This window comes from Alloacidobacterium dinghuense (assembly GCF_014274465.1).
In the GTDB taxonomy this organism is placed as follows: domain Bacteria; phylum Acidobacteriota; class Terriglobia; order Terriglobales; family Acidobacteriaceae; genus Alloacidobacterium; species Alloacidobacterium dinghuense.
Genome location: NZ_CP060394.1, coordinates 1,606,032 through 1,628,539, shown reverse-complemented (window position 1 = coordinate 1,628,539; position 22,508 = coordinate 1,606,032). Strand labels below are relative to the sequence as shown.

Genomic DNA, 22,508 nt, shown 5'->3' with positions numbered 1-22,508 from the left:
CATGTATATGATTCGAAAAGGGTTAAGTGGGTTATAGTGTTTTCAATGACTTAGCGGAGGGTCCGCGTATTTCGCCCTGACAGCTCCGTGAAAATTCGTCCCCTATTTCTATGGTAGCAACTTTAGCGAAATAACACGCCAAACGAGTGGCGATTTATCTCGTTTCTTTTGTTTCAGTTAGGAATTTTCTTATTGATCATCCCCTTGACAAAGGAGAGGCAGGGCAAAAGCCCGGGGGCTGAAGCCCCTTCATTGTTGGGCCTAACGCGGGGCTGAAGCCCGCTCTTTCACCGCCGTCCTGCTTCGCAGGACAAACGGTTCAACTCCAACCTCAGTCAAAGGGATCACCATTATTTTCTTTGCTGCCAGGGGCTTGACAAGCTTTTTGGGATCGAGCACCTACATGGGATGGCCGCGGAAGAGATAGAAGAGCTCGATGACCAGGATGATGACGACGGTGAGTTCGAGGAAGAAAGCTCGGCTCTGATTGAACTGGTCGACCATGAAGTGATAGAGCTCGCGGGCGGTCTGGACTTTGTTGGTGACGAGGTTCTTGTAGTCGGGCACGCCGACCTTGGAGGCGGCCAGTTTGTAGAGACGCGCCGAGAACATGTCGCTGAGAAACTTGATGGCGTTGTCGGCGTGTTCGGTTAATTCGGTGACTTCGAGCAGGACGGTATTCAGCTTTGTGGCGGAGCGTGCCAGCCGCCAGCGGGCGAAGATGCCGGTTCCCTCTTCGAGTGAGTTGTAGACGCCGTCGAGTTCATTTGTGAGCAGGTCGTCGTAGTGGCGGAATTCGAGGAGCTGGGAATTTGCGTATTCGAGGAGTTGGATCGCGGTTTCGGCTCCGACAGGCGTGTCGTAGAGAAACGCCGCGTTCCAGCCAATGACGGCGAGGTCTTTGACGCTGTAGGAAATTCCCGATTGCAGGACCTCCTGCCGCTCGCTTTCTGACAATTCGGTCAGGTCGCCGCGCACGATCTGGGAGATCTCTTTTCCGCGATGCTGTACTAAAGCAGTTGCCGTGGGGGATTCGGACAACTCGCGCACGTGGAAGATGAAGTAGTCTTCATCGAGCCATTCCTTGTAGGGTTTCACCAGCGCTGCTGTTGCCTGTTCCAGGCGCTTTTGCGCGATACGCCGGGCGTGCGCGGAGAAGTCCACATCCCAGACCCATCGGCTGGAAAGCTGGACGAGCTTTTGCCAGTCGCCGACAAACGGGAGTTCGAAGATGACGCTGACGACGCCATAGTCGTAATACTTCATCTGTCCGTGGAGGCGTTCTCCGGTTTCGAGCACGAGTGTTTCTGCTGTTTCGATAACGGGCGGGCGCTGGTAGCGGACGTAGTTGGGGAGCGCGTGCTTGAGCGGCGGCTTTTGCACGGTTTGGGCACTGAAGATTTCGCGCAGGCGGTCGAGGCGGATCTCTTCGCACACGTCGAACTGAATGAGGACGAGGACAGAGCCACATAGCTGGTCATTGTGCGTGGTTGGAGTTGTCTCCATGTGGTGTCCTCAGTTCTGTCTGTCAGACTCATTCTATAGAGGCATCCAACTTTGGCTGCGATGGACTGGTGAGGTTGGGTTCGTACTTTCCCACCCTTTGCTATGCAAAGGATGGGGCACTCGCTTTTCGTGCCGCTCGATGCAAACCGCAGGTCCTTCGGCTTCGCTCGGGATGACGAGATTTTTGGGATACTGGCTGTTATGCCGAAGCGCAGTGCGGGTTTATTGATGTATCGTCGCCGCGAAGACCGGATGGAAGTTTTGCTGGCGCATCCGGGTGGGCCCTTCTGGGCGAAGAAGGATTTGGGCGCGTGGTCGATTCCGAAAGGCGAGTTTGATTCCGACGAGGATGCGCTGCAGGCTGCGAAGCGCGAGTTCGAGGAAGAGTCCGGCGTTGTGCCTTCTGGCGATTTTGTTGCGCTGGGTGAGGTGAAGCAGGCTGGCGGAAAGATTGTGACGGCGTGGGGTGTTGAGGGAGATTGCGATTCGTCTGCGCTCAAGAGTAATACGTTTTCAATGGAGTGGCCGCCGCGCTCTGGGCGCATGGCTGAGTTTCCCGAGGTGGATCGGTGGGGGTGGTTCTCTCTGGATGCGGCTCGGGAGCGGATACTGGCTGGACAGAGGGCTTTTCTGGAAAGATTGATTGAGTTAGTGTGAGGCTGATTTGGGTTCGTGCTTTCCCACCCTTTGCTATGCAAAGGATGGGGCACCCGTTTTTCGTATTGCAAGACGCTGTCCTGTGAGGCTGATTCGGGTTCGTGCTTTCCCACCCTTTGCTACGCAAAGGATGGGGCACCCATTTTCGTGCTGCAAGACGCTGTCTGTGAGGCTGATTCGGGTTCGTGCTTTCCCACCCTTTGCTACGCAAAGGATGGGGCACCCATTTTCGTGCTGCAAGACGCTGTCTGTGAGGCTGATTCGGGTTCGTGCTTTCCCACCCTTTGCTACGCAAAGGATGGGGCACCCATTTTCGTGCCGCAAGACGCTGTCTGTGAGGCTGATTCTTCATCGATGAGATTCTTCCTCCCGTTGGTCGTCAGAATGACGACTCAAACCAACGGACAACTCTGGTTGGTGTCAGCGGCGGGAGCCGTCGACTACGCTCATGTGGTGGCGCACGTCGGAGCCCTGTACCCAGAAGATGACATCTTCGGCAATGTTGGTGGCGTGGTCGGCGACGCGTTCGAGGCTGCGGGCGATGACCAGCGCGTCTAGCGCCTGCGGCGTAAGCTGCGGCTGCTCCTTCATCACATTCAGCAGAGCGTAGTAAGTTGTCTCGTTCAGCTTGTCGACGTCGTCGTCCATGGAGAGAACGGAATTCGCCATCGCGGCATCGGCTTCGATAAAGGACTGCAGCGACTTGCGCACCATCCCCGCTGCGAGGTTCGCCATGCGCGGAATGTCGATGGGAAGATCGACGGCCGGATACGCCTGCAGATCGCGGACGCGCTCGATGATGTTGACGGCGGAATCTCCGACGCGCTCGACGTCGGCATTGATTTTGATGACGGCAAGAATGAAGCGGAGGTCGATGGCCATGGGCTGTTCCATGGCAAGGAGATCGAGCGCCATCTGGTCGATCTCGCGCTCGAGGCGATTGATGGCCATTTCGCTGCGATCGACGAGATCGCAGATGGAAAGGTCGCGCGTGCGATAGGCTTCTACTGCACGCTGGATCGCCTGCTCGGCCATGCCGGCTACGATCAGCAGTTTTTCTTTGAGATCATCAAGGCTCTTGTGAAAACGAAGACGCATCATCCAAATCTACCCGTAATGTAATCTTCCGTCCTCTTGTCCCCGGGATTTGTGAAAATCTTGTGAGTCGAATCAAACTCAACAAGTCTGCCGTTCAAAAAGAAACCAGTGCGCTCGGCCACACGCGCGGCCTGCTGCATGTTGTGGGTCACGATGACGATGGTGTACTGCGATTTGAGCTGGAAAATCAAGTCTTCAATTTTCGCCGTTGAAACAGGATCGAGTGCTGAAGCCGGCTCATCCATGAGCAGGACTTCGGGATCGACAGCAAGGGCGCGGGCGATGCAGAGGCGCTGTTGCTGTCCACCGGAGAGGCTGGCACCGGATTTCTTCTTCAAATCGTCTTTGACTTCGTCAAAAAGTGCAGCCTGCTTCAGCGAGCGCTCCACTACTTCATCGAGTACTCGACGATTGCGGTAGCCATTTAAACGCAGGCCAGAGGCTACATTGTCGTAAATGGACATGGTGGGAAATGGATTGGGGCGCTGGAAGACCATGCCGATGCGGCGGCGGACCTCGACTGGCGAGACGTCGTTATAGATGTCGAGGTCGCCAATGCGGATGGTACCGGCGGCTCTTGCGATGGGGTTCGTCTCATGCATGCGGTTGATGCAGCGCACGAAGGTGGACTTGCCGCAACCGGAAGGGCCGATGAGCGCCGTGGCTTGATTTGCCGGAATGTTCAGGTTGATGTCGTGCAGCGCGTGGTTGGTCCCGTACCACGCATTGAACTGTGAAACTTGGATTCCGACACTCACTTAACTTGCTCCCTTCAAGACGCCGCGCGTGGTGACATAACGCACGAGCGACACTGAGACGACGATTAACAGAATAAGCACCAAAGCGCCGGCCCATGCCAGGCGGTGCCATTCGTCATAGGGGGAGATGGCGTAGACGTAGATTTGCAGCGGCAGCGCAGCGATGGGCTGGTTGACGTTCGCGCTCCAGAACTGGTTGCCGAACGCGGTGAAGAGCAGCGGCGCGGTTTCACCGGCGACGCGCGCGAAGGCAAGCATGCATCCGGTGATAACGCCGGGGGATGCGGTCTTGAGGGTGATCGAGAGCACCGATCGCCAGTTGGGAACGCCAAGACCGAGAGCGGCTTCGCGGATCGCATTGGGAACCATCAGCAGCATTTCTTCCGTGGTGCGCGTGATGGTGGGGATCATCATGATGCCGAGCGCTACGCCACCGGAGAGCGCGGAAAAATGTTTCTGCGGCAATACGATCAGAGAGTAGACCGAGATGCCCATGACGATTGACGGCACGCCGTTGAGGACGTCGGCGGTGAAGCGAACGAAATTGGCTAGCCTGCCGCCTCGTCCGAACTCGGCTAGATAGATGCCGGCGGCGATGCCAACCGGAACGCCGAGAAGGCTGCCAAGCGCGAGAAGAATTCCTGAGCCGAGGATGGCGTTGGCCATGCCGCCACCCGCTTCTCCAACGGGCTTGGGAACCTGGGTGAAGAAAGCCAGATTGAGTGAGCTGGCTCCTTTGTAGAGCAGATAGGCAAAGATGGCGACCAGGGGCGCGACTACGAGAATCGTGCTCAGAATGGCTAGCCCCGTAGCGGCATGATTGGCAAACATGCGCCAGGCTTGGTTCGCTTTGCTCGATTTTTGCGGTAAAGCCATGACTACTGTTTTCCGTTCCTGTTAAGCGACCCGAGGCGGCGCACCGCGCGTGACGGCCCACACCAGCAGGCGCGCGATTGCGTTTACAATAATGGTGACGATGAAGAGCGCAAGACCGATCTCGATCAACGCACTGAGGTACAAATCGTCAGAGGCTTCGCTGAACTCGTTGGCGATGACGCTGGACATGCTGTAACCGAGGCCGAGGAGCGACTTGACGATTTCGGGCCGGTTACCAATGACCATGGTGACGGCCATCGTCTCGCCGAGGGCGCGGCCAAGGCCGAGAATGATGGATCCGACGATGCCGATGCGCGCATTGCGCAGCACGCCCATGCGGATCATCTCCCATCGGGTTGCGCCGAGCGCCAGCACGGCTTCACGCTGCGTATGCGGCACGGCGGTCATCACTTCGCGCGTGAGCGACGAAATGATGGGGAGAATCATGATGGCGAGGATGACTCCGGCAGCCAGCATGCCAATGCCGTAATTGGGCCCGGCGAAGAAGCCGGTCCAGCCGAGGGTCTTCATCAGCACCGGATTCACATGCTCGCGAAGAAGCGGCACGAGGACAAATACTGCCCAGAGGCCGTAGACAACGCTGGGAATTGCTGCGAGCAACTCGGTAAGGAAGGACAGCGGGCCGCGCAGGAATTTGGGGCACATCTCGGTGAGGAAGACGGCAACGCCCACGGCGAGCGGTACGGCGATGATCAGGGAGACCAACGAGGACACCAGCGTCCCGTAGATAAAGGGCCATGCGCCGTAATCGCCGCTGACCGGGTCCCACGCCTGCTTGAAGAAGAAACTCAAGCCGAACTTTGAGATCGTCAGCTGGGATCGGGCAACGAGTTCCCAGAGGATCAGGCCGACAATGGCGAAGATCACGAGGGCGCAGAGCAGCATGATCCAGCGAAAAGCGTGGTCACCCAGGGCGGAACTGCCCCGTTCAGTCAGGAATTTGCGGACAGGCGATGGGGCGGAGCTTGCTGCCTCCGTGGTCGAGGTCGCCGGCGATGGGATTGGAACGATAGGCGGACCGGACACGCGAACTTCCTGTTGAAGCTTGGGATTCACCACTCAATACCTTAGTCAGCGATTTTGAATAGAGCGTTAAACGCTTTGAAAAATAAGGAAATAATCGTGCCTTTGGAGGTCCATTGTAGTGGAAAGAGGGCAGAAAAGTGCGAGGGCAGGTATGAAACGCCTGCCCTTTGCACCTGGCTTGCAGCAGTTCTACTGCAGCTGGCTGATGGTGCCGCGGACCTTGTCGGAAACCGACTTCGGCAGCGGAGCATAGTAGAGCCCCGAGGTTTCGGATTGGCCGTGATCCAGCATCCAGCCGAGGAAGTCCTTGATAACCTTACCGTTGCCGGCATCCTTGGGAGGTATGGGAATCAGCAGCCAGGTGAAGCTGGAGATCGGGTAAGCATTCGGGCCGGGTGCATTGGTGATGGAGACGCGGTAGTCGGCGGGCATCTGCTTCACGGTGGCCGCAGCCTCGGTAACGCCATCGATGCTGCCCTTCACCCAGTTACCAGCGGCATTCTTGATGTAGCCGAAGGCGATCTTGTTCTGCATGGCGTAAATCAGCTCGACATAACCGATTGAGCCGGGCATTTGGCGAACCATGGCAGCAACGTTTTCATTGCCCTTGCCGCCGATTCCTTTGGGCCACGGCACTGCGCTGTTTCTTCCGACCGAGTTCTTCCAGTCATTGCTGACCTTGGAGAGGTAGTCAGTGAAAATGTAGGTTGTGCCGCTGCCGTCAGAGCGATGCACAACGACAATATCTGTGCTGGGCAACTTGACGCCGGGATTGTCCTTGGCGATGCGGGCGTCGCTCCAGTTGGAGATCTTGCCCAGGTAGATATCGGCAAGAACATCGGGAGAAAACTTCAACTCGGTCGAGACGCCGGGAAGGTTGTAAATAGGAACAACCGCACCCAGAACGGTGGGGATGTGGACAATCTTGACCTTGGAACCTTTGAGTTGCTCATCGGTCATCGGGCCATCACTGGCGCCGAAGTCGACGACGCCGCTGGTGACCTGACGGATGCCACCGCCGCTGCCGATGGACTGATAGTTGATTTCAACACCGGGATGCGCCGCGCTGTATTCGCTGAACCATTTGGAATAAATGGGATACGGAAACGTCGCCCCAGCCCCGTTGATTTTCTGGGAAAAACCTGCAGAAGCTGTGCACACGATAAGCGCAGCAGCCAAAAACGTACTCTTTTTCACTGACTCCCCCTCGGAAAACTACTGTCGATTCTGTGGACCAATTGTTAACAACACTTTACTGTTCTGTGAATTGCCCAAGAAAGCGGGCTGAGATGAGAATGAAAGGTCGCCCTGTAGAAAAGCTGATTCGCTCTTGATAACCGCTGGATCGGACCGGCCTGCGACTATAGCGTTACCTTAGGATATGGAATGCCCTACTCCAGACGCGCTTTTGTCACTTCTCTCATTGTGGGTGGAGTGAGTTCCATCGGATGCGCAGAGAGTCTTTACGGCCAAGCACCCGCAAATGGCGATGAGGCACAACGCACCGACATCTCGATTGCGGGCTCGGTTGCGCTGGAGCGAGGATGGTCGTTTGCGTACGATCCGGACTCTTCGTTGCTGCCGACCGATCGAGCGGTGGCGAATTTGCGTTGGGAGTCTGTTCGAGTACCGCATACGTGGCAGGCGATGGGTGGAGATCCAGGCTATGTGGGCGTTGGCTGGTACAAATACGAACTCTTGATGCCGCAGGAGTGGCTTGAGCAATTTCTAAGGATTGAATTTGAAGCGGCAACGCACACCGCTGACGTTTTCCTGAATGGGAAATTGATTGGTCGGCATGCCGGCAAAGGGTATACCGCTTTCGCCTTCGATCTTTCGCCACATCTTGAGCACGAGACCGCTGATTTGATGGTACGCGTTGACAACCGGCCTTCTGACACGATGCTGCCGCGCAACAACAGCTATGACTGGGCCGACGATGGCGGCCTCATTCGTCCGGTCAATCTGCTGATTACTCCGCGGGTTTTCATTGAGCGAATCGAAATCGATGCTGTGCCGGACCTCGACAAAATGGAAGCGCGGGTGGCGATTCGCGCTGTTGTGCGGAATATCACCGATCAGGAGCAGGCAATCAGTCTTGATGCTGTGCTAAGACCCGAACAATCGCCTGTGACGCACAGCGTCGAGCATATTCAGCAGAAAATTGCGGCGGGCAAATCGCTTGTCGTTGAAGTCCCGGCCGTCACCATTGCTTCTCCGACGCTCTGGCATTTCGATTCTCCGAATCTCTACATCGCTCGTCTGCGAGTCAAGAGTGCGTTGGGGGAACATTGGTACGAAGAAAACTTCGGCATTCGTCGCTTTGAGGTTCGAAGTACGGCGTTCTATCTCAACGGCGAGAAGGTTTCCCTGATGGGCGTGGAGCGAATGGCAGGCAGCAATCCCGACCTCGGCATGGCGGAGACGTCGGATTGGATTCGCGGCAATCATGAGGACATGAAGGAGCTGAACTGCGTGTTCACACGCGTACATTGGGCGCAGGACAGGCGTGTGCTGGACTTTTGCGATCGCCACGGAATTCTTATGCAGGAAGAAGTGCCAGCATGGGGATGGGAGACTTTTCACGAGACCAGTGACGAGCTTCAGCACGCGCTGGAGCAAAATGGCCTTGAACAACTGCGCGAGATGATCGCCCGCGACCGGAACCATCCTTGCGTTGTCGCCTGGGGGCTGTGCAATGAGGTCATCGGCCAGAACCCGCGCACGCGACAGTTCGCGCATGCGTTAGCCGATGAAGCCCGACGGCTCGATCCTTCACGTCTGCTTACCTACGCCTCAAACTCGCTTGATTCGAATCCGGGAGCGGACATGGCGGGCGACTTCGACTTCGTCTCAGCCAATGAATATTACGGCAGTTGGGCACCCGGCGGACTACCGCAGGTTCGCACATACCTCAAAGGGATTCACGATGCTTTTCCGTCGAAGCCGATTGTGATCTCGGAGTACGGCTGGTGCGAATGCCAGCCTTCCATTCCGCCGGGCGATGAGAGTCGCGTGACGATTGTGAATTCGCATACAGAAGTCTTCCGCGAGTTTCCGGCTGTGACTGGCGCGATCTACTTTGACTACAACGACTACAGAACGTTGGTGGGAGATAAAGGTACAGGCGCTATGCGGCAGCGCGTGCATGGAGTGGTGGATCTCTACGCGCGGCGGAAGCCCTCGTTTGCTGCACTGCGCGATCAGGCGAGCCCGATTGAGAAACTGTCGCTCACTAAGGCAGACGCCGGCAATTACAAGCTGCAAATCACCACGCGTAAACAACTACCCGGCTACACGCTTCGCAATTATCAAGCACGGTGGGTTGTATATGGCTACGACGACCTTCCTATGCATGGAATGCTGCAGGCTCTGCCGGATTTGCATCCGGGCGATTCGCACACGATGGTTGCGGAGCTTCGTTTCGAAGATGCGCGGCGCATCGTGGTCGATATCCTTCGTCCCACCGGCTTTTCTGCCGCGACGATTGAGCGGGCTGTTTGATTTTTATCTCCAGCGGAAGATGCGCAGGGCTACGACAAACGGCAAGACAAGCCATGTAAGGAGAATTGCGACAGGGGCCATGAGCTGCGCCAGGCCTATGCCTTGCAACATATTTCCGCGGAGCGCGTCGATGGCAGCAGTCAACGGAAGGGCGCGCACGACCGGCTGAATGACAGCCGGAAAGCGCGATGCGGAGAAGAAGACGCCGGAAAGAATCCACATGGGAAGCATGACCAGATTCATCAATCCTGACGCTGCTTCCATGGTTCTGGCTCGCGACGCGATCAACAATCCCAGCGCGGAAAACGAGAGCGAGGTGAGAATGCACAAGAATGCCAATTGCCACATCGATCCGCGAAACGGCACTCCAAAGACCAGCCGCGCAAAGCCCAGAAACGCGACGACCTCGATGACCAGCATCACGAGACGCGACAGGAGGTAGGCCGCCAGGTACTGCCAGCGCGGCATGGGCGAGGCCACCAGTCTTTTGAGAAGCTTCTTCTGCCTCGCTTCGACGACGGAAAAGCCCAGGCCCCAGATTGCTGACCCCATCAGGTTCATTCCCAAGAGACCGGGTACGACAAAGTCGATATAGCGCGCGCCTGTTTCGTGCACCAGCTGATTCTCGGCGTGCACGGCCTCATGCCTGCCGGCTGCGGATTGGACGGCGCGGTCGGCGACCAGGCGTGCTGTGCGCGCATCCGGATTGGTGTCGTCGTATTTATAGGTCACGCCGTCGGGCGTTTGAATGGCGAGCAGCAGGATATTGCCTGTCGCCAGTTCCTGCGTGCCCTCGGCCTGATTCATTATTTTCGCGGTGAGGCCCTTGTCGGCGTTGAGTGCCTGCGTCAGCAGCGTTGTTGTCGCGCCGACTTGCAGCACGTCTGCGGGGCGGTTGCGAAAAGCTATGCCGAGCCCCACTGCGAGCAATATGGGAAAGATGAAGATCCAGAAGATGGCTTCGGGCTCGCGCAGGAAGAGCAGGAAGCGGACCATCGTTAATTGATAGAGGCTGCTCAGCTGCAACTTATTCATCGCGCAGATTCCTCCCTGTGAGGCCGACAAAGACATCTTCAAGCGTTGCGGAGTGGGTGCGGAAATCGCTCAGGTGCAGTCCCTGATTGTGCAGCGCGGCAAAGATGTGCGGCACGGTCGAATGCAGATCGCGAACGGTGAGCTGATGCTGTCCTGCATCGACGCGATGCGATTGCACACCGGCTATGGCGGTCAGCACCGTCACATCGACAACGCGTGCCGCATCATGACTCGTAATGGCGAACTCCACGATATGCTCGCCGCCGATGGAAGCAATCAGCTGCGGCGGAGTCCCGAGCGCGATGATGCGCCCGTGGTCCATGATGGCGACGCGGTCGCAGAGGCGCTCGGCCTCATCCATATAGTGGGTGGTGAGGATGATGGTACGCCCTGCCTGCTTGAGCTGATCGACCAGATCCCATAGATGACGCCGCGCCTGCGGATCGAGGCCCGTTGTCGGCTCATCGAGAAAGAGCAGCTCGGGATCGCCAACCAGCGCACAGGCCATGGCGAGACGTTGCTTTTGACCGCCGGAGAGTCCGCCGACGCGTGAGCTGCGCTTCTCTTCGAGCTGCGCTGTGCGGATGGATTCGTCGACTGAGATGCCACGGTGGAAGAAACTGCGGAAGAGTCGCAGAGTTTCTTCTACCGTTAATTTTTCGGGGAATTGCGTTTCCTGCAGCTGTATGCCGATGCGCTGGCGTAGTTCGTTGGCTGACTTCGCCCACGTCAGTCCGAGCAGTTCGATGGTTCCGGCATCGGGCGCTGTGAGGCCTTCGCAGATTTCGATGGTCGTTGTCTTTCCTGCACCGTTCGGTCCCAGCAGACCGAAGCACTCTCCTCGCTTTACTTCGAGGTCGAGACCATCGACGGCAACCACGTCTGCGAATGCCTTTCGCACTCCGCGTAGCAGAAGGGACATGCCATTGTTTTGCTCGCGAAGGCGGTGAGCGCGCGTAGCGGTTCCCAAATCAGCGATCGTATTCATCGCCTAAGACTAAGCTGAGGTCACGGCTGGCAGCAACAGGATGGTTAACGTGTTGTCCTTACTTGAGAAACTGCGTGGTGAATGCTTAGTGGGGGAGCGCTGCGCTTAGAGCCAGAAGTTCTGCGTCTGCATCCAGCTTGCCGACAAGCTGCGGGCCTCCGCGACGGCCAGGAAGCGTGACCGCAGGCCATCCCAACAAGCTCACGGGCGTGGTGTAACGCAGAATTTGCAGCCGCGTTGCGGACTGATTCTCATCGGCCCGCAACTCCGCGGTCGGGGAGCATGGCAATAAGACGAAATCGATGTCTTTAAGTTTCTGTTCGCTTGTCTGACAGAAGGATGTGAGTCTCCTGCGAAATTCTGCAAGTTCACTCGCTGAAAGGGACCCTCCCCACCGGAGGCGTTCTGCGATCACCGGCTCGAAACCGTCGCGGGGTTCTGGGTGTAATGCCGCCGCTTCGTTTGCCTGCAACGGTGCATATAGATCCATCGCTTCGCGCCAGATGCCTGCATCGAACGGCACAACCTGTGCGCCTCGACTTCGCAGCAGCGACGCCCAATGTTCGAGAGCTGCGAGCACTTCTTCTTCGCAGTCGTGCAAAAATGAAGCGTTCGGCATTCCGATGCGTAGGCCTTGCGGATCGGGCGCTTTTGCATGCAAAAGGCCGAACAAAGCTGCACCCAGTAACGGCCCGTCGCCAAGATCGCGGTAGAGCCAGCCGATGGTGTCGAAGCTCAGTGCAAGATGATCGCCGCCGCGCCAGATCTCGAATTCATTGGCTGTGCTCAGGGTGATCGAGCAGCGGTATCCGGCAAGCCCGCATAGAGCGGCAGGAACGCGTATCGAGCCTCCGGTATCTGTTCCGATCGCTGCCATCGCCGAGCCCTCCTGCACGCTTGCGGCGGCTCCACTGGATGAGCCGCCGGTCAGCAGCCGTGCGTGGGCTGGCTGAAGACAGTTGCCGAAGTCCCGGTTTTCTCCAGTGATGCCGTATGCAAGCTGATGAAGATGGGTCTTGCCGGTGATGATTGCACCGGCGCGCTTTAGCCTTGAGGCGACGGACGAGTCAGCCGACGCCGGCGTGCGCGATGCGCCGAGGAATCGCGATCCGCAGGTCGTTATATACCCTTCGAGGTCGAAGCAGTCTTTCAGGGAAACCGGCACACCCCAAAGAGGCTGTTTCTCAAATGCTTCGGAGTCTCCGGGATCTTGTGCCAGCAGTTGTTCTAACTCATTTCGGGTCCAGTCGTCATCGCGAGCGAGATACACGTTGTGGCTGGCATTTGAGTTGGCTCGCTTGAGAGCCAACTCGACCACTTTGCGAGGGCTCGCTTGGTGTGTGCGGTATTGCTCGCGCAGACCGCGAATGGACGACGGGATTTCAGAGACCGATCGCATAGCTGCATTTTATGGGCAAGAAAAGCAGCACGTCTGGGCGCGACGCAGTTACTCGCTGCTGCCGAGCGGCCTGAGGGCTTGGCATGCATCGCCCCGCGATGACTGCTTGTGACCTTTTTGCAGGATGGTTCTATCACAATGGCGCGTTGCGACTGTCCTCCTCGAGTTGCCGACAAACCTGGCACGATGCAGTGGTGACGGGTCACGATCGGTTTGCGCCCATTGCAGAGGCTTACGTGCCTGTGTCCAGATGAAAAGATTCCTGGTATGGCTCGACAGGATAACCCATTGCTTTCCACCCCTCTACGCCACCTTTGAGGAACTTGACCCGTAAAAAGCCCATCGCTAGAGCTCGATGCAGGATGTTGCGACTGGTTTTATCACTCGGGCACGTACAGTAAACGACCGTGTCTTTGTCTTTCGGGATGAGCGAGGGATTCTCAAGGATTTCTTTTGGTGAAAGCCGCATTGCGCCAGGAATGATCTCGGAATCAGCTAAGAGGTCGAGCGGAAGACGAACATCAAAGAGAAGCAAATCTTGATGTGAAGTCAACAACGTATGCAGGAGTTCCGGAGTGATGGAGTGCTGCTCCATCTCCTGCCGGTCTTTCCGGCGTTTGACCCAAAGAACGAGCAACAACCCGAAAGCGCAAACAGCGGCGAGAATAATGGCCATCTCTGTTCTCCCAGAATAACGAGATTCACTGCAGACCTCAAAGGATTCATCACCGCAGCAAACGGCCGATCAGCATTCGTCTCCCGGATTGTACCTGGATGATCGGCAGCCCGGAAACTACAAGGCACAGAGGCAGAAGCCGGCCCGGAACGGCGTCATTCGATTCCAAAAGCTCGATCCATGAACTTAGACGAACAAACACTAAAAGATGAGCTGCTTCTCTTTTCCCTGTCATTTGCATCGAGTCCAATTATTTATGCACACGTGTGCGATACTAAGGGATCAAAGCAACAGTTTATCGACCACTATGCGGAAGGCGATCTCACTCAAAGAAATTGCGCGGCTGGCTCATGTCTCTCATCCAACGGTGTCGCGTGCCCTCAAAAACAGCCCACTGGTCAGCCAAAGCACCAAAGACCTGATTCATAAGATCGCTGCCCAACATGGATACCAGCCGAACAGGAACGCACGCAGTCTGGTTACACAACGATCGAATTCGATTGGTTGCGTCGTAACAGATATTGCAGATCCCTTTATCAGCGAGGTCATCAGTGCTGTGGAACAGGTTGCGGCACAGCATGACTACTCGATCATCCTGACAATTGCCGGAGGCGACCCGGAACGAGAAATGAGAGCTGTCCGTTCCCTCGTGGAGAGGGCCATCGATGGCGTTCTGGTCATCGCATCAACCGCTGGCGGAGCATCGTCTCCTTATTTCTCGGAGAGGGAGATACCGATTGTGCTTATCAACAATCACCATCCCGGTAACTTCGTGCACTCCATCGGCGTGGCCAATTTTGAGGGGGCACGGCTGATTACAGAGCATCTGCTTGAGCTGGGCCATATACGGATTGGATATATCGGCAACCAATTCGGTGGAGAGTCGGATAAAGACCGCGTTCGCGGTTATCGGGCCGCGTTCAGGAGGGCGCGAGCCGCGTATTCTTCTGAGTTCGTGATTCACACGGAAAGCTCGCTTATCGGAGGCTACAGGGGCATGCAGCATCTATTGGAACTGCCGACCCGTCCAACCGCAGTTTTTTGCTATGACGATATCACGGCTCTTGGAGCGTATCGGGCGATCCACACCGCCGGGCTTCGGGTCTCCAAAGATATTTCGGTTGCTGGTTTCGACGATCTGTTTTTTTCCTCGCATCTGCAGCCATCATTGACCACGATCAGACAACCGATGCGCGAAATGGGCGAACGCGCGATGCGATTGCTTCTTGAACTCGTGGCTCCTTCTCAGAACGGAAAAGGCCCGAAGAAGTCTCAAATTGTAATTCCAGGCGAATTAATGATCAGGGAGTCGACGTCGGCTCCGTCGTGAGACCAGAGAATCAACGGAAACTCATCGGTTGTAGCGATCCGGACTCTGCCAGTTGTAAAGCACTGCGCGTGTCGACATGATCGGGACCAAGGGCACTTTGCAGATGTTCCGCCGCAGAACGAAATGCAATGTGAGCTTCTTGAGATTTGCCCTCTGCCTGCAGAACTTTCCCCAGCGTAAAATATGTGTGTCCCAGCGTGCTCGAAAACATTCCTACCTGGGCGGAAGCCTGCAACATGCTCAATCCCCGAGTCGCATCTGCTTCGGCCTGGTCGAGATGGCCCAGTTGCAGTTCAACATCGGATCGACGAGCCAGGAAGATGGGCAGATAATCGCCGCCCAGATGGCCTGCTTTCATCGCTGCCTCTGAAATGGCCACCGCTTCATTGGAGTCTTCAAGTGCCGCTGACAAATCGCCGCGAGCCTGAGCAATGAGTGCCCGATTCGATGCGAGAGTGGCGAAGGCAATATGTCCAGGAGGAAGACCTCGCCGCAACCTCGGCTCTACCTCGTTCAGCATCGCCGTTGCACGTCCCAGATCCTTCCGGTCGGTATAAATCAGCGCACGCAGTAACAACGATTGGCCGACGACTACTTCGGCTCCCGATTCTTTCGCCTTTGCGTAACCACGCTCGGCGTAATCGGCAGCCTTGTCGAATTGATGCAATTCATGCAGCGAGCGCGCGTAGTTGACAAGAAGCATCGGGGCCACTGCATCTTCGGTCTGGCCATCGCGACTGATCTCGATCGCGCGCCAGAGAACGATCTCGCTGTCTCGCGGGCGCCCAGCCAAAACTAACAAAGTGCCCCAGTTGTTTAGAAGCGTTACGGCAGTCTGAGTCTCGTCGCGTCCCAACGCAGTGAGTTGCGCTGACGCACGTGCAAAAGCAGCGTTCGCTTCTTCGTATCGGCCTGCGTAACGGTATGACTCAGCCATGTCCATAAGGAGTTGCGAATTTACGAGGCCAGACTCAAACGGTAGTCGTTTCTGCACCTTCTGAGCTGCCTCCACGCGCGTGACTGCCTCACGCGAATCGCCACGCTCTCGTGCGACTTCGGTTCCCCGTATGAGGCAGAACATCTGATCGGGAGCAAACCGTAATTCCTGACCCAGTTCATTAAGCCCCTCTTCGACCAGCTTTTCCGCGCGGACATGCTCACCGGTCAAGGCAACGGCACTCGCAAGCGCACAGGAAGCTCGCGCACGGATGGAGCGATCGGTCAACTGACGGGAAAGCTCGTATGCCTCACTCAATAGATGACGCGACTTTGCCTGTTCGTCCAGCACGTTATATTGACGGCCCAGAGAAATGAGCATCTCTACGCGTTGTGGATCATGCTTATTTTCCTGGCGTTCAGCAATGTGCTCCGCGCGCATGAGGAGGTCGTTCACCGTGAAAGGCTTGCCCGAAGGAGCCGCATCGGAAAGAAGAATCTCGTTCAGATCGTTGACTGCTTCCGCGCGTGACAATTGCCCAAACGCAAAGTCGCGTTCAGCGCGCGCAGTGCGGCTCTGAATCAAGGTTCCAATTACGCCGGCCATCGAGGCTACAACCGCCAGCATCGCCAGAACTACCACGGTGCGATTCCGACGTACGAACTTGGTAATCCGATAGACAAGAGTGTCGGGTCGCGCGTTGATCGGCTGGCTTCGTAAGTATCGGCGCAAATCTTCAGCGAAGGCGGTAACCGAGGCATAGCGCTCTTTGGGCTCTTTCTTCAGCGCTTTCGCAACAATGGTGTCTAGATCTCCGCGCAACGAGCGACTCAGTTTGTCTGGTGTGGCGGAACGCTTCTCGGCATTCGTGATGGGAGTCTCGTTGTCAGGCCGCCTCATCGTCGCGGCGTCTGAGAGACGCATAGGTTCGGTATCGACGATAGCCTTGATCAGTTCAGCGGGTGTTGAAGGGCTTGTGCCGGTTGGATGATGCCCCGTCAGCAATCGAAAAAGCAACACACCCAGCGCATAAACATCCGTCGCTGTTGTAACACCTTGATCATTCAGTTGTTCGGGCGCTGCGTATTCCGGCGTCATGGCTCGCCCGCCTTCGACGGTAAGCTGTGTTGCCTGCCCTACCTGCTCTTCACTTTCCAACAGCTTGGCAATGCCGAAATCAAGCAGCTTCACCTGTCCGTCGTTTCTCACCAACACGTTCGAGGGCTTGAGATCTCGATGTACGATCAGGTTGGCGTGCGCTAGCGCTACGGCAGCCAGGACGTCGAGAAACAACCGGATGCGCAGATGAATGTTGAGCTTATGCTCATCGCAATAGCGATCGATGTGATCCCCGTCAACATATTCAAGAACCAAGAACGGTTGCCCATTCTGCGAAACGCCGGCATCGATCAATTCAGCGATGTTGGCATGCGTGAGCAGCCCGAGGATTCGCCCCTCACGTTTAAATCGCTCCTCGCCAACCTTTCCCATGAGTGCGATATGGAGGAACTTGACCACAACGTGCCGCTCGAATCGGCCGTCTACACGCTTCGCGAGCCAAACGCTGCTCATGCCGCCTCGACCGATCTGTGACAACAATTTGTAAGTGCCAACAGTTTCGCCGGCTGCAGCCGCCCCGCGCGGCAATGCAACAGAACGTCTTTCTAAAAAGCTCTTTTCCGTCAGGATCTGATGCTCGCAGAGAAGCGTTTCAAGCTGGCGTGCAATGGCCGGCTCCCGAGCGCGTAGCCTCGTCAGCCAAATCGACCGCTCTTCATCGTTCAATCCCAGGGCCTTGTCCAGGTGAGGACTTAGGGCATGCCATTCATCCGCACTTAGCATAAGCGTCAGCGCTCCTCAGAACGAAAGTTGTTGACTGACGCCTTGATGGAGGTAGATGCGCGCCTTTTCCCACTTTCTTTGAACTGTCCGCTCGGACAACTTCTTTATTGCCGCAATCTCGCCAAACGAAAATCCACAAAAGAATTTCAGGTCGACTATTTCAGCAAGTTCCGGTTCAATCTCGGCAAGCTGGTCCATCGCATCGCTGATCATGGTCAGCTCCTTTGTGTCTGAAGACACTGCTGCCACATCGATTTCGAGCGATGTAATTTCGAATTCACCCCCGCGTTTCGTCGCTTTACGATTCCGCGTGTGATCAATAATCAGTCCGCGCATTACCCGTGCCGCGTATCCTATGAAGCGGGCGTTGTCGGGAAACGAGAGTTCGTCGCGCGACGCAATATCTAAGTAGGCTTCATGTAAGAGCGTGGTGACGCTTAGACTCAAAGGCTTCCATTGCCTGGCCAACTCCCGTTTTGCCAGCCTGTGCAGTTCTGAGTACAAGGTACTGAACAGTGCGTCGGTTGCTAAATTGTCATGGTTGCTGGCAGCGGTCTCGAGCGAAAAAAACATCGACTTCTATCCTCCAATTCCTGATGGTTATAGCGATCCACACCGGTAGGAGTGGACCAATGACCTTGGAATGCACGCGCTCTTGAGGCCCCCGAGTCAATTCTTATTGCACACGTGTGAATCAAGTATACACACGTGTGTATAATAAATCTGTTTAATTCTTGAACGCCGCAGTCCCTTCAAATAATTTCTCCGCTAAACTCCAAAAAGCGCACGCCTTCGGAGGCTAATTGCAAAGCTAGTCCGGAAGAGTCTCATGCACAAGATGGCAGATTTGCCATGATAGTAGGCGATCCAGCCATACAAGAGAAGTGATTACTATTCCTTGGCCGAGTAGCGCACTTCGATGACAAGTAGCGGAACGAAATCATGAACCTTCGCTCTGTCGCAATAAAGCGCGCCAGCAAGGAATCATAATAACCCAATTCTCAGCTGTACCCTTGTCATTGGTTTGTCACTGCATAGTCATTTGTTTTCGATGCAGTTCCGACGAACACCCAATCCGCTAACGAATCGCTGCTTTGATGGTGCTGACACGTTCCACCAGACTTCCTGGCTCGACTGAGAATAGTTCGAAACCGAAGTCCCGGTAAGTCTCCTCGTGAATTTTCTCAAAACGCACAGCCTCTTCAAAGCTGATTCGCCGGACTTCTGTAGGCGCGACGAAGCCAAGATTGCGAATGAAGAAGACTCTGTTTTGGTAGATTGCTTCTTTCCTGACGCGCTCCAGCTCGCTCGTTAGAAAGGGCGAAAGAGGATCCGAGGTAGACGGCCAACGCGGCGGTACACACGACGCAACGGTCGTGAAACTGAACTACGCCTGACTGAGAAGACGCTCGAATCTGACGATCTCTTTGCAGTTTAGAGATTGCATCAATGAACGAGGGATGCGTCCAGGGTTGAGCCGTTCCTTGAGCTTGCGCAGCGACGATAACGTCAGTGGCGGCTTCTTCGACAACGCTGAAACCGTCGAGTTCCAACTGACGGATGATCGCTGTCTTCCCTGCACCAGGCGCGCCGGTGATGATGAACCTTCTCATGTGATTTGCCTTCTTGGGCCTACTCTGGCTTGAGCAGGAAATACGTTAGAAGCCGTTATCAACTGTTGATCGTAACGCTCCTGTTAACATTCCTGGAATTTCCATTGACTAGCAAAGTTGGCGTCTACCTGTTGCTTTCCCAATGAAGATGTGCCATCCTCCTGTTGGCACTCAAAAGGAAGCCCATAACCGCATGAAGCAGAAAAAGGATGTTCAGCACGGGACGCTGGCGCTGATGGTGTTGAAGACACTTGAGGTCCTCGGGTCGCTACACGGGTACGGAATTGCGCGCCGAATCGAGCAGATCAGTGGTGAACTGCTCTCCGTCAATCAGGGTACTCTCTACCCGATCCTGCTCAGGCTGGAACAGGAAGGTGCAATCGCATCCGATTGGGGCCCTTCTGAGAACAACCGGCGGGCGCGTTTCTATCGGCTGACGCGCGTGGGCCATAAACTCCTCGAGGCCGAGAAGCGCGACTGGGAGCAGACTACGGCCATCATCGCGCGGTTCTTTGAGGTGAAAGCAGAGGATCTGGCATGAGAGCCCTGAAGCGCTTCTTTGTGCGGATCCGGAATTTCGCGGCCGGGTCCCGTGGCGACGAACGGCTTCGAGAAGAGATGGAAGCGCATCTGGCGATGCAGACTGAAGAGAACATTCGCGCCGGTATGTCGCCGATCGAAGCTCGTCGGGAAGCCAGGCTGAAGCTCGGAGCCGTTGAAACTGTGCGTGAGCATTATCACGCCGAGGAAGGGCTGCCGTTGATGGAAAATCTGCTGCATGACATTCGATACGCCCTGCGCCAATTGCGCAAATCGCCTGGATTTACGCTGACGGCGGCGCTCACGCTGGCGCTGGGCATCGCGGCGCTCACGACAGTCGTGACGTGGACCAACGCGGTGCTTTTCAATCCATGGCCGCAAGTGAGCGATGTACGCTCTTTGCGATTCATCGATGCGACCGTGCTGGGGAATCAAGGCTATTCGGTGCACTATGACCAACTTCAATATTTACGGCGAAGCAGCCAATCCTTCGGTGAAGCAGCGGCGTTTTCCCTCACCAACGTGAACCTGAATTCCGAGAACGCGCAGCCTCAAGTGATTAATGCTGGAACTGTGTCGTCGAACTATTTTCACCTTCTCGGCGTAAAGCCGGAGCTCGGGCGATTTTTCCAGCCGGATGCCAATGATCGCGCGTATGGCGCTCAAGACGAAGTTGTTCTTTCGGATGCACTCTGGCGTAGTCGGTTCGACGCCGATCCTGGACTCGTGGGCCGCACGATCTCTGTCAATCAGCATCTCTTCACTGTCGTTGGCATTGCCCCAAGTGGCTTTCTGGGAATCTTCGGCGGCATCGCCGAGGCCGCATGGCTTCCGCTTTCGACCTTCGGGATCTCTCGTCCGATGCGCAGGCGGACCCGCTGGAGCATTATGGCCTCCAGGCTGTCGTCCGTCTCCGTCCCGGTGTGCGTGATACAGCCGCCGCAGCTGAGCTGCACACACTTGCGCGATCCCTGGCAGCGGAACAGCACAACAGCAACTCCAACGGATGGGATCTGAACCTGCGTGATTCTGCTCATTTCGAACGCGGCTTGTTTTATGGAATTACCGAGCAATTGCCGATGCTGGCAGGTGCATCGGCGTTGCTCATGATACTGGTTTGTATCAACATCGCATCTCTACTGGGCCAGCACGCCGCGAGGAGGAGGCGCGAAGTGGCTATCCGGACGGCACTCGGAGCGGTCCCCTCCCGCATCGCTTCACAGGTACTTGTTGAAACCGGAATTCTGGCCTCCGCTGGAGCGTTAATGGGGTGGGTGGCGAGCTTATGGCTGTCGAAGGCCCTCTATTTCATATTGCCGAATTTTGGCTTTCCAATCGCGTTCAATCTCCGGAGCGATATCCGTGCCGAGGTATTCGTTGCGCGCTCGCAGTTCTTGTCACACTCGCCTGTGGCCTGGTTCCCTTGCGCCAGTCACTGCGCGTCGCGCAGCAGGAGGCACTGCACGAGGGTGGATCAGCCGTTGCCGGCGCTCCGCGCAAGCGGATCGGCCAGCAGATCCTTCTCGGAATTCAGCTGGGCATTTGCTTCATGGTCCTCGTCTGCTGCGGGCTTCTGACCCGAACAGCACTGAACATCTTCCGCCGCGACCCTGGATTCGACCGTCACAATACGATGACGGCCACCGTTGACTTGTCCAGATTGGGTTACAGTCAGGAGCGCGCGCAAGTTTTTTTAACGGCATTGCTCGATCGCCTACGCAATGCGCCCGGAGTTGCGTCCGCCACGCTGACCACACATCTGCCCATGGGCGACAACGGTTCAGGCAATACCCGCAACTTCAGCGTTCCCGGTTATGTTCCCAACAGAGGAGAGGACACGGTAGTGGTAACCGACTTCGATGGGCCGGATTTCTTCCGCACCATGGGAATTGGCCTGCTGCAGGGCCGCGACTTTACGCCTGCCGACAATGCTACCTCGCCTAAAGTGGCAGTGATCAACGAAGCAATGGCACACCAGTATTGGCCAAAAGGCAATGCACTTGGCAGCCGCATTGTTGTGGACAAGATCGAACGGCAAATCATGGGCGTGGTTCCTAATTTCGCATACCACAGCGCCTCTGACACCGATCCCAGCCCAGTGGTTTTTCTGCCGTATCTGCAGGGCCCCTCGGGCTACGGCTACGCGATCCTGGCGATCCGGTCGCGAACTACGACGGCGGCCGTGGCTGATCAACTGCGGCAGACGGTAGCAGCGCTCGACCGCGAATTACCGCTCGAAGAGGTACGGACTCTGGAAGAGGTCACAGACGAACAGTACCAGGACTCTCGCGTCGTTGCTGAGTTGCTCGGAGTGTATTCCATTGCCAGCGTGCTCGTTGCAATGATGGGGCTCTATGCCGTCATGGCCTATTCGGTCATCGAGCGGCATCGTGAGTTCGCGGTCCGTATTGCGTTGGGCTCAACTCGCGAGAGTGTCGTCCGCCTGGTATTGCGTGGAGCCACCGGCGTTGCCGTCCTGGGCATCGTGATCGGCGGCCTTGGCTCTATCATTGCGGTGCACTTGCTGCGTTCCATGCTATTTGGAGTGGCATCATTCGATCCGGTCAGCTATTGTGCAGCCGCCATCTTATTGTTGCTCACGGTGTTGGTATCGGGTCTTGTTCCCGCTCGCCGCGCTGCCTCGGTCGATCCGATGCAGGCTTTGCGGTCGGAGTGATATGGAGGATTGGTGCGCTTTGCCT

The 22,508-nt window shown here is 56.4% G+C and carries 20 protein-coding genes and 1 pseudogene; 7 read left to right on the top strand and 14 right to left on the bottom strand.

Annotated features, from left to right (window positions below):
* Positions 1-399: 399 nt before the first annotated feature.
* Positions 400-1,506 (bottom strand): hypothetical protein, encoded by a 1,107-nt coding sequence (locus H7849_RS06490; protein WP_186745119.1) that lies wholly within the window; start codon positions 1,504-1,506, stop codon positions 400-402.
* 201 nt (positions 1,507-1,707) lie between these two features.
* Here H7849_RS06490 and H7849_RS06485 point away from each other — a divergent pair, with 201 nt between their 5' ends.
* Entirely contained in the window at positions 1,708-2,163 is a 456-nt protein-coding gene (locus tag H7849_RS06485) for an NUDIX hydrolase (RefSeq protein WP_186745117.1), read from the top strand.
* Positions 2,164-2,583: 420 nt separating this feature from the next.
* Here the strand turns inward: H7849_RS06485 and phoU are convergent, their stop codons facing one another.
* The 5 genes from phoU to pstS all read right to left on the bottom strand — a co-directional run bounded on the left by phoU (position 2,584) and on the right by pstS (position 7,139).
* The gene (gene phoU, locus H7849_RS06480) at positions 2,584-3,261 is read right to left on the bottom strand and encodes a phosphate signaling complex protein PhoU (protein WP_186747250.1); all 678 of its coding nucleotides are present in this window, start codon (positions 3,259-3,261) and stop codon (positions 2,584-2,586) included.
* A complete protein-coding gene (pstB, locus tag H7849_RS06475) occupies positions 3,261-4,019 on the bottom strand; it encodes a phosphate ABC transporter ATP-binding protein PstB (protein ID WP_186745115.1) in 759 nt (252 codons plus the stop codon). Before pstB ends, phoU begins: the two co-directional genes overlap by 1 nt.
* The gene (gene pstA, locus H7849_RS06470) at positions 4,020-4,895 is read right to left on the bottom strand and encodes a phosphate ABC transporter permease PstA (protein ID WP_186745113.1); all 876 of its coding nucleotides are present in this window, start codon (positions 4,893-4,895) and stop codon (positions 4,020-4,022) included.
* Positions 4,896-4,916: 21 nt separating this feature from the next.
* A complete protein-coding gene (gene pstC / locus H7849_RS06465) occupies positions 4,917-5,942 on the bottom strand; it encodes a phosphate ABC transporter permease subunit PstC (RefSeq protein WP_251106652.1) in 1,026 nt (341 codons plus the stop codon).
* Between the two features lie 189 nt (positions 5,943-6,131).
* Complete coding sequence (pstS, locus tag H7849_RS06460) at positions 6,132-7,139, bottom strand: phosphate ABC transporter substrate-binding protein PstS (RefSeq protein WP_186745110.1); 1,008 nt, start codon at positions 7,137-7,139, stop codon at positions 6,132-6,134.
* 189 nt (positions 7,140-7,328) lie between these two features.
* Between pstS and H7849_RS06455 the strand changes: the two genes are divergently transcribed.
* Positions 7,329-9,446: a glycoside hydrolase family 2 protein gene (locus H7849_RS06455; RefSeq protein ID WP_186745108.1), complete on the top strand. Its 2,118-nt coding sequence runs from the start codon at positions 7,329-7,331 to the stop codon at positions 9,444-9,446.
* A gap of 3 nt (positions 9,447-9,449) precedes the next feature.
* Here H7849_RS06455 and H7849_RS06450 read toward each other — a convergent pair whose 3' ends face one another.
* The 4 genes from H7849_RS06450 to H7849_RS06435 form a co-directional block, all read right to left on the bottom strand.
* Positions 9,450-10,481 (bottom strand): ABC transporter permease, encoded by a 1,032-nt coding sequence (locus tag H7849_RS06450; protein ID WP_186745106.1) that lies wholly within the window; start codon positions 10,479-10,481, stop codon positions 9,450-9,452.
* Positions 10,474-11,403, bottom strand: a complete 930-nt coding sequence (locus tag H7849_RS06445) for an ABC transporter ATP-binding protein (RefSeq protein ID WP_186745104.1) — start codon at positions 11,401-11,403, stop codon at positions 10,474-10,476. The genes H7849_RS06450 and H7849_RS06445 overlap by 8 nt, the downstream gene beginning before the upstream one ends.
* A gap of 151 nt (positions 11,404-11,554) precedes the next feature.
* The gene (locus tag H7849_RS06440) at positions 11,555-12,868 is read right to left on the bottom strand and encodes an amidase (RefSeq protein ID WP_186745103.1); all 1,314 of its coding nucleotides are present in this window, start codon (positions 12,866-12,868) and stop codon (positions 11,555-11,557) included.
* A 232-nt stretch (positions 12,869-13,100) separates the two neighbouring features.
* Positions 13,101-13,544: a rhodanese-like domain-containing protein gene (locus H7849_RS06435; RefSeq protein WP_186745102.1), complete on the bottom strand. Its 444-nt coding sequence runs from the start codon at positions 13,542-13,544 to the stop codon at positions 13,101-13,103.
* Between the two features lie 307 nt (positions 13,545-13,851).
* On the opposite strand from H7849_RS06435, the gene H7849_RS06430 reads away from it, so the two are divergent.
* Complete coding sequence (locus H7849_RS06430) at positions 13,852-14,874, top strand: LacI family DNA-binding transcriptional regulator (protein WP_186745101.1); 1,023 nt, start codon at positions 13,852-13,854, stop codon at positions 14,872-14,874.
* Between the two features lie 10 nt (positions 14,875-14,884).
* Here H7849_RS06430 and H7849_RS06425 read toward each other — a convergent pair whose 3' ends face one another.
* The 4 genes from H7849_RS06425 to H7849_RS06415 all read right to left on the bottom strand — a co-directional run bounded on the left by H7849_RS06425 (position 14,885) and on the right by H7849_RS06415 (position 19,266).
* A complete protein-coding gene (locus H7849_RS06425; protein ID WP_186745100.1) occupies positions 14,885-17,653 on the bottom strand; it encodes a serine/threonine-protein kinase in 2,769 nt (922 codons plus the stop codon).
* 15 nt (positions 17,654-17,668) lie between these two features.
* Positions 17,669-18,226, bottom strand: a complete 558-nt coding sequence (locus tag H7849_RS06420; RefSeq protein ID WP_186745099.1) for an ECF-type sigma factor — start codon at positions 18,224-18,226, stop codon at positions 17,669-17,671.
* A 505-nt stretch (positions 18,227-18,731) separates the two neighbouring features.
* Complete coding sequence (locus H7849_RS27340; RefSeq protein WP_432756543.1) at positions 18,732-18,908, bottom strand: DEAD/DEAH box helicase family protein; 177 nt, start codon at positions 18,906-18,908, stop codon at positions 18,732-18,734.
* Positions 18,856-19,266 (bottom strand): AAA family ATPase, encoded by a 411-nt coding sequence (locus tag H7849_RS06415; protein ID WP_222439777.1) that lies wholly within the window; start codon positions 19,264-19,266, stop codon positions 18,856-18,858. The genes H7849_RS27340 and H7849_RS06415 overlap by 53 nt, the downstream gene beginning before the upstream one ends.
* A 193-nt stretch (positions 19,267-19,459) precedes the next feature.
* On the opposite strand from H7849_RS06415, the gene H7849_RS06410 reads away from it, so the two are divergent.
* From H7849_RS06410 to H7849_RS06400, 4 genes and pseudogenes are all read left to right on the top strand, one after another.
* Complete coding sequence (locus tag H7849_RS06410; protein ID WP_186745098.1) at positions 19,460-19,807, top strand: PadR family transcriptional regulator; 348 nt, start codon at positions 19,460-19,462, stop codon at positions 19,805-19,807.
* Positions 19,804-20,823: an ABC transporter permease gene (locus tag H7849_RS06405; protein WP_186745097.1), complete on the top strand. Its 1,020-nt coding sequence runs from the start codon at positions 19,804-19,806 to the stop codon at positions 20,821-20,823. The genes H7849_RS06410 and H7849_RS06405 overlap by 4 nt, the downstream gene beginning before the upstream one ends.
* A 62-nt stretch (positions 20,824-20,885) precedes the next feature.
* A pseudogene (locus H7849_RS27715) lies at positions 20,886-21,092 on the top strand (FtsX-like permease family protein); the annotation flags it as partial.
* On the top strand, positions 21,092-22,483 hold the full coding sequence (locus H7849_RS06400; RefSeq protein ID WP_186745096.1) for an ABC transporter permease: 1,392 nt from the start codon (positions 21,092-21,094) through the stop codon (positions 22,481-22,483). The pseudogene H7849_RS27715 and the gene H7849_RS06400, both read left to right, overlap by 1 nt.
* Positions 22,484-22,508: the final 25 nt, after the last annotated feature.

Excerpts from the sequence above, each read along its gene's own strand:
- H7849_RS06490 (WP_186745119.1), bottom strand. The coding sequence starts at position 1,506 with ATGGAGACAACTCCAACCACGCACAATGACCAGCTATGTGGCTCTGTC.
- H7849_RS06485 (WP_186745117.1), top strand. The coding sequence starts at position 1,708 with ATGCCGAAGCGCAGTGCGGGTTTATTGATGTATCGTCGCCGCGAAGAC.
- phoU (WP_186747250.1), bottom strand. The coding sequence starts at position 3,261 with ATGCGTCTTCGTTTTCACAAGAGCCTTGATGATCTCAAAGAAAAACTG.
- pstA (WP_186745113.1), bottom strand. The coding sequence starts at position 4,895 with ATGGCTTTACCGCAAAAATCGAGCAAAGCGAACCAAGCCTGGCGCATG.
- H7849_RS06455 (WP_186745108.1), top strand. The coding sequence starts at position 7,329 with ATGCCCTACTCCAGACGCGCTTTTGTCACTTCTCTCATTGTGGGTGGA.
- H7849_RS06450 (WP_186745106.1), bottom strand. The coding sequence starts at position 10,481 with ATGAATAAGTTGCAGCTGAGCAGCCTCTATCAATTAACGATGGTCCGC.
- H7849_RS06445 (WP_186745104.1), bottom strand. The coding sequence starts at position 11,403 with ATGTCCCTTCTGCTACGCGGAGTGCGAAAGGCATTCGCAGACGTGGTT.
- H7849_RS06440 (WP_186745103.1), bottom strand. The coding sequence starts at position 12,868 with ATGCGATCGGTCTCTGAAATCCCGTCGTCCATTCGCGGTCTGCGCGAG.
- H7849_RS06435 (WP_186745102.1), bottom strand. The coding sequence starts at position 13,544 with ATGGCCATTATTCTCGCCGCTGTTTGCGCTTTCGGGTTGTTGCTCGTT.
- H7849_RS06430 (WP_186745101.1), top strand. The coding sequence starts at position 13,852 with ATGCGGAAGGCGATCTCACTCAAAGAAATTGCGCGGCTGGCTCATGTC.
- H7849_RS06425 (WP_186745100.1), bottom strand. The coding sequence starts at position 17,653 with ATGCTAAGTGCGGATGAATGGCATGCCCTAAGTCCTCACCTGGACAAG.
- H7849_RS06420 (WP_186745099.1), bottom strand. The coding sequence starts at position 18,226 with ATGTTTTTTTCGCTCGAGACCGCTGCCAGCAACCATGACAATTTAGCA.
- H7849_RS06415 (WP_222439777.1), bottom strand. The coding sequence starts at position 19,266 with ATGAGAAGGTTCATCATCACCGGCGCGCCTGGTGCAGGGAAGACAGCG.
- H7849_RS06410 (WP_186745098.1), top strand. The coding sequence starts at position 19,460 with ATGAAGCAGAAAAAGGATGTTCAGCACGGGACGCTGGCGCTGATGGTG.
- H7849_RS06405 (WP_186745097.1), top strand. The coding sequence starts at position 19,804 with ATGAGAGCCCTGAAGCGCTTCTTTGTGCGGATCCGGAATTTCGCGGCC.
- H7849_RS06400 (WP_186745096.1), top strand. The coding sequence starts at position 21,092 with ATGGCTGTCGAAGGCCCTCTATTTCATATTGCCGAATTTTGGCTTTCC.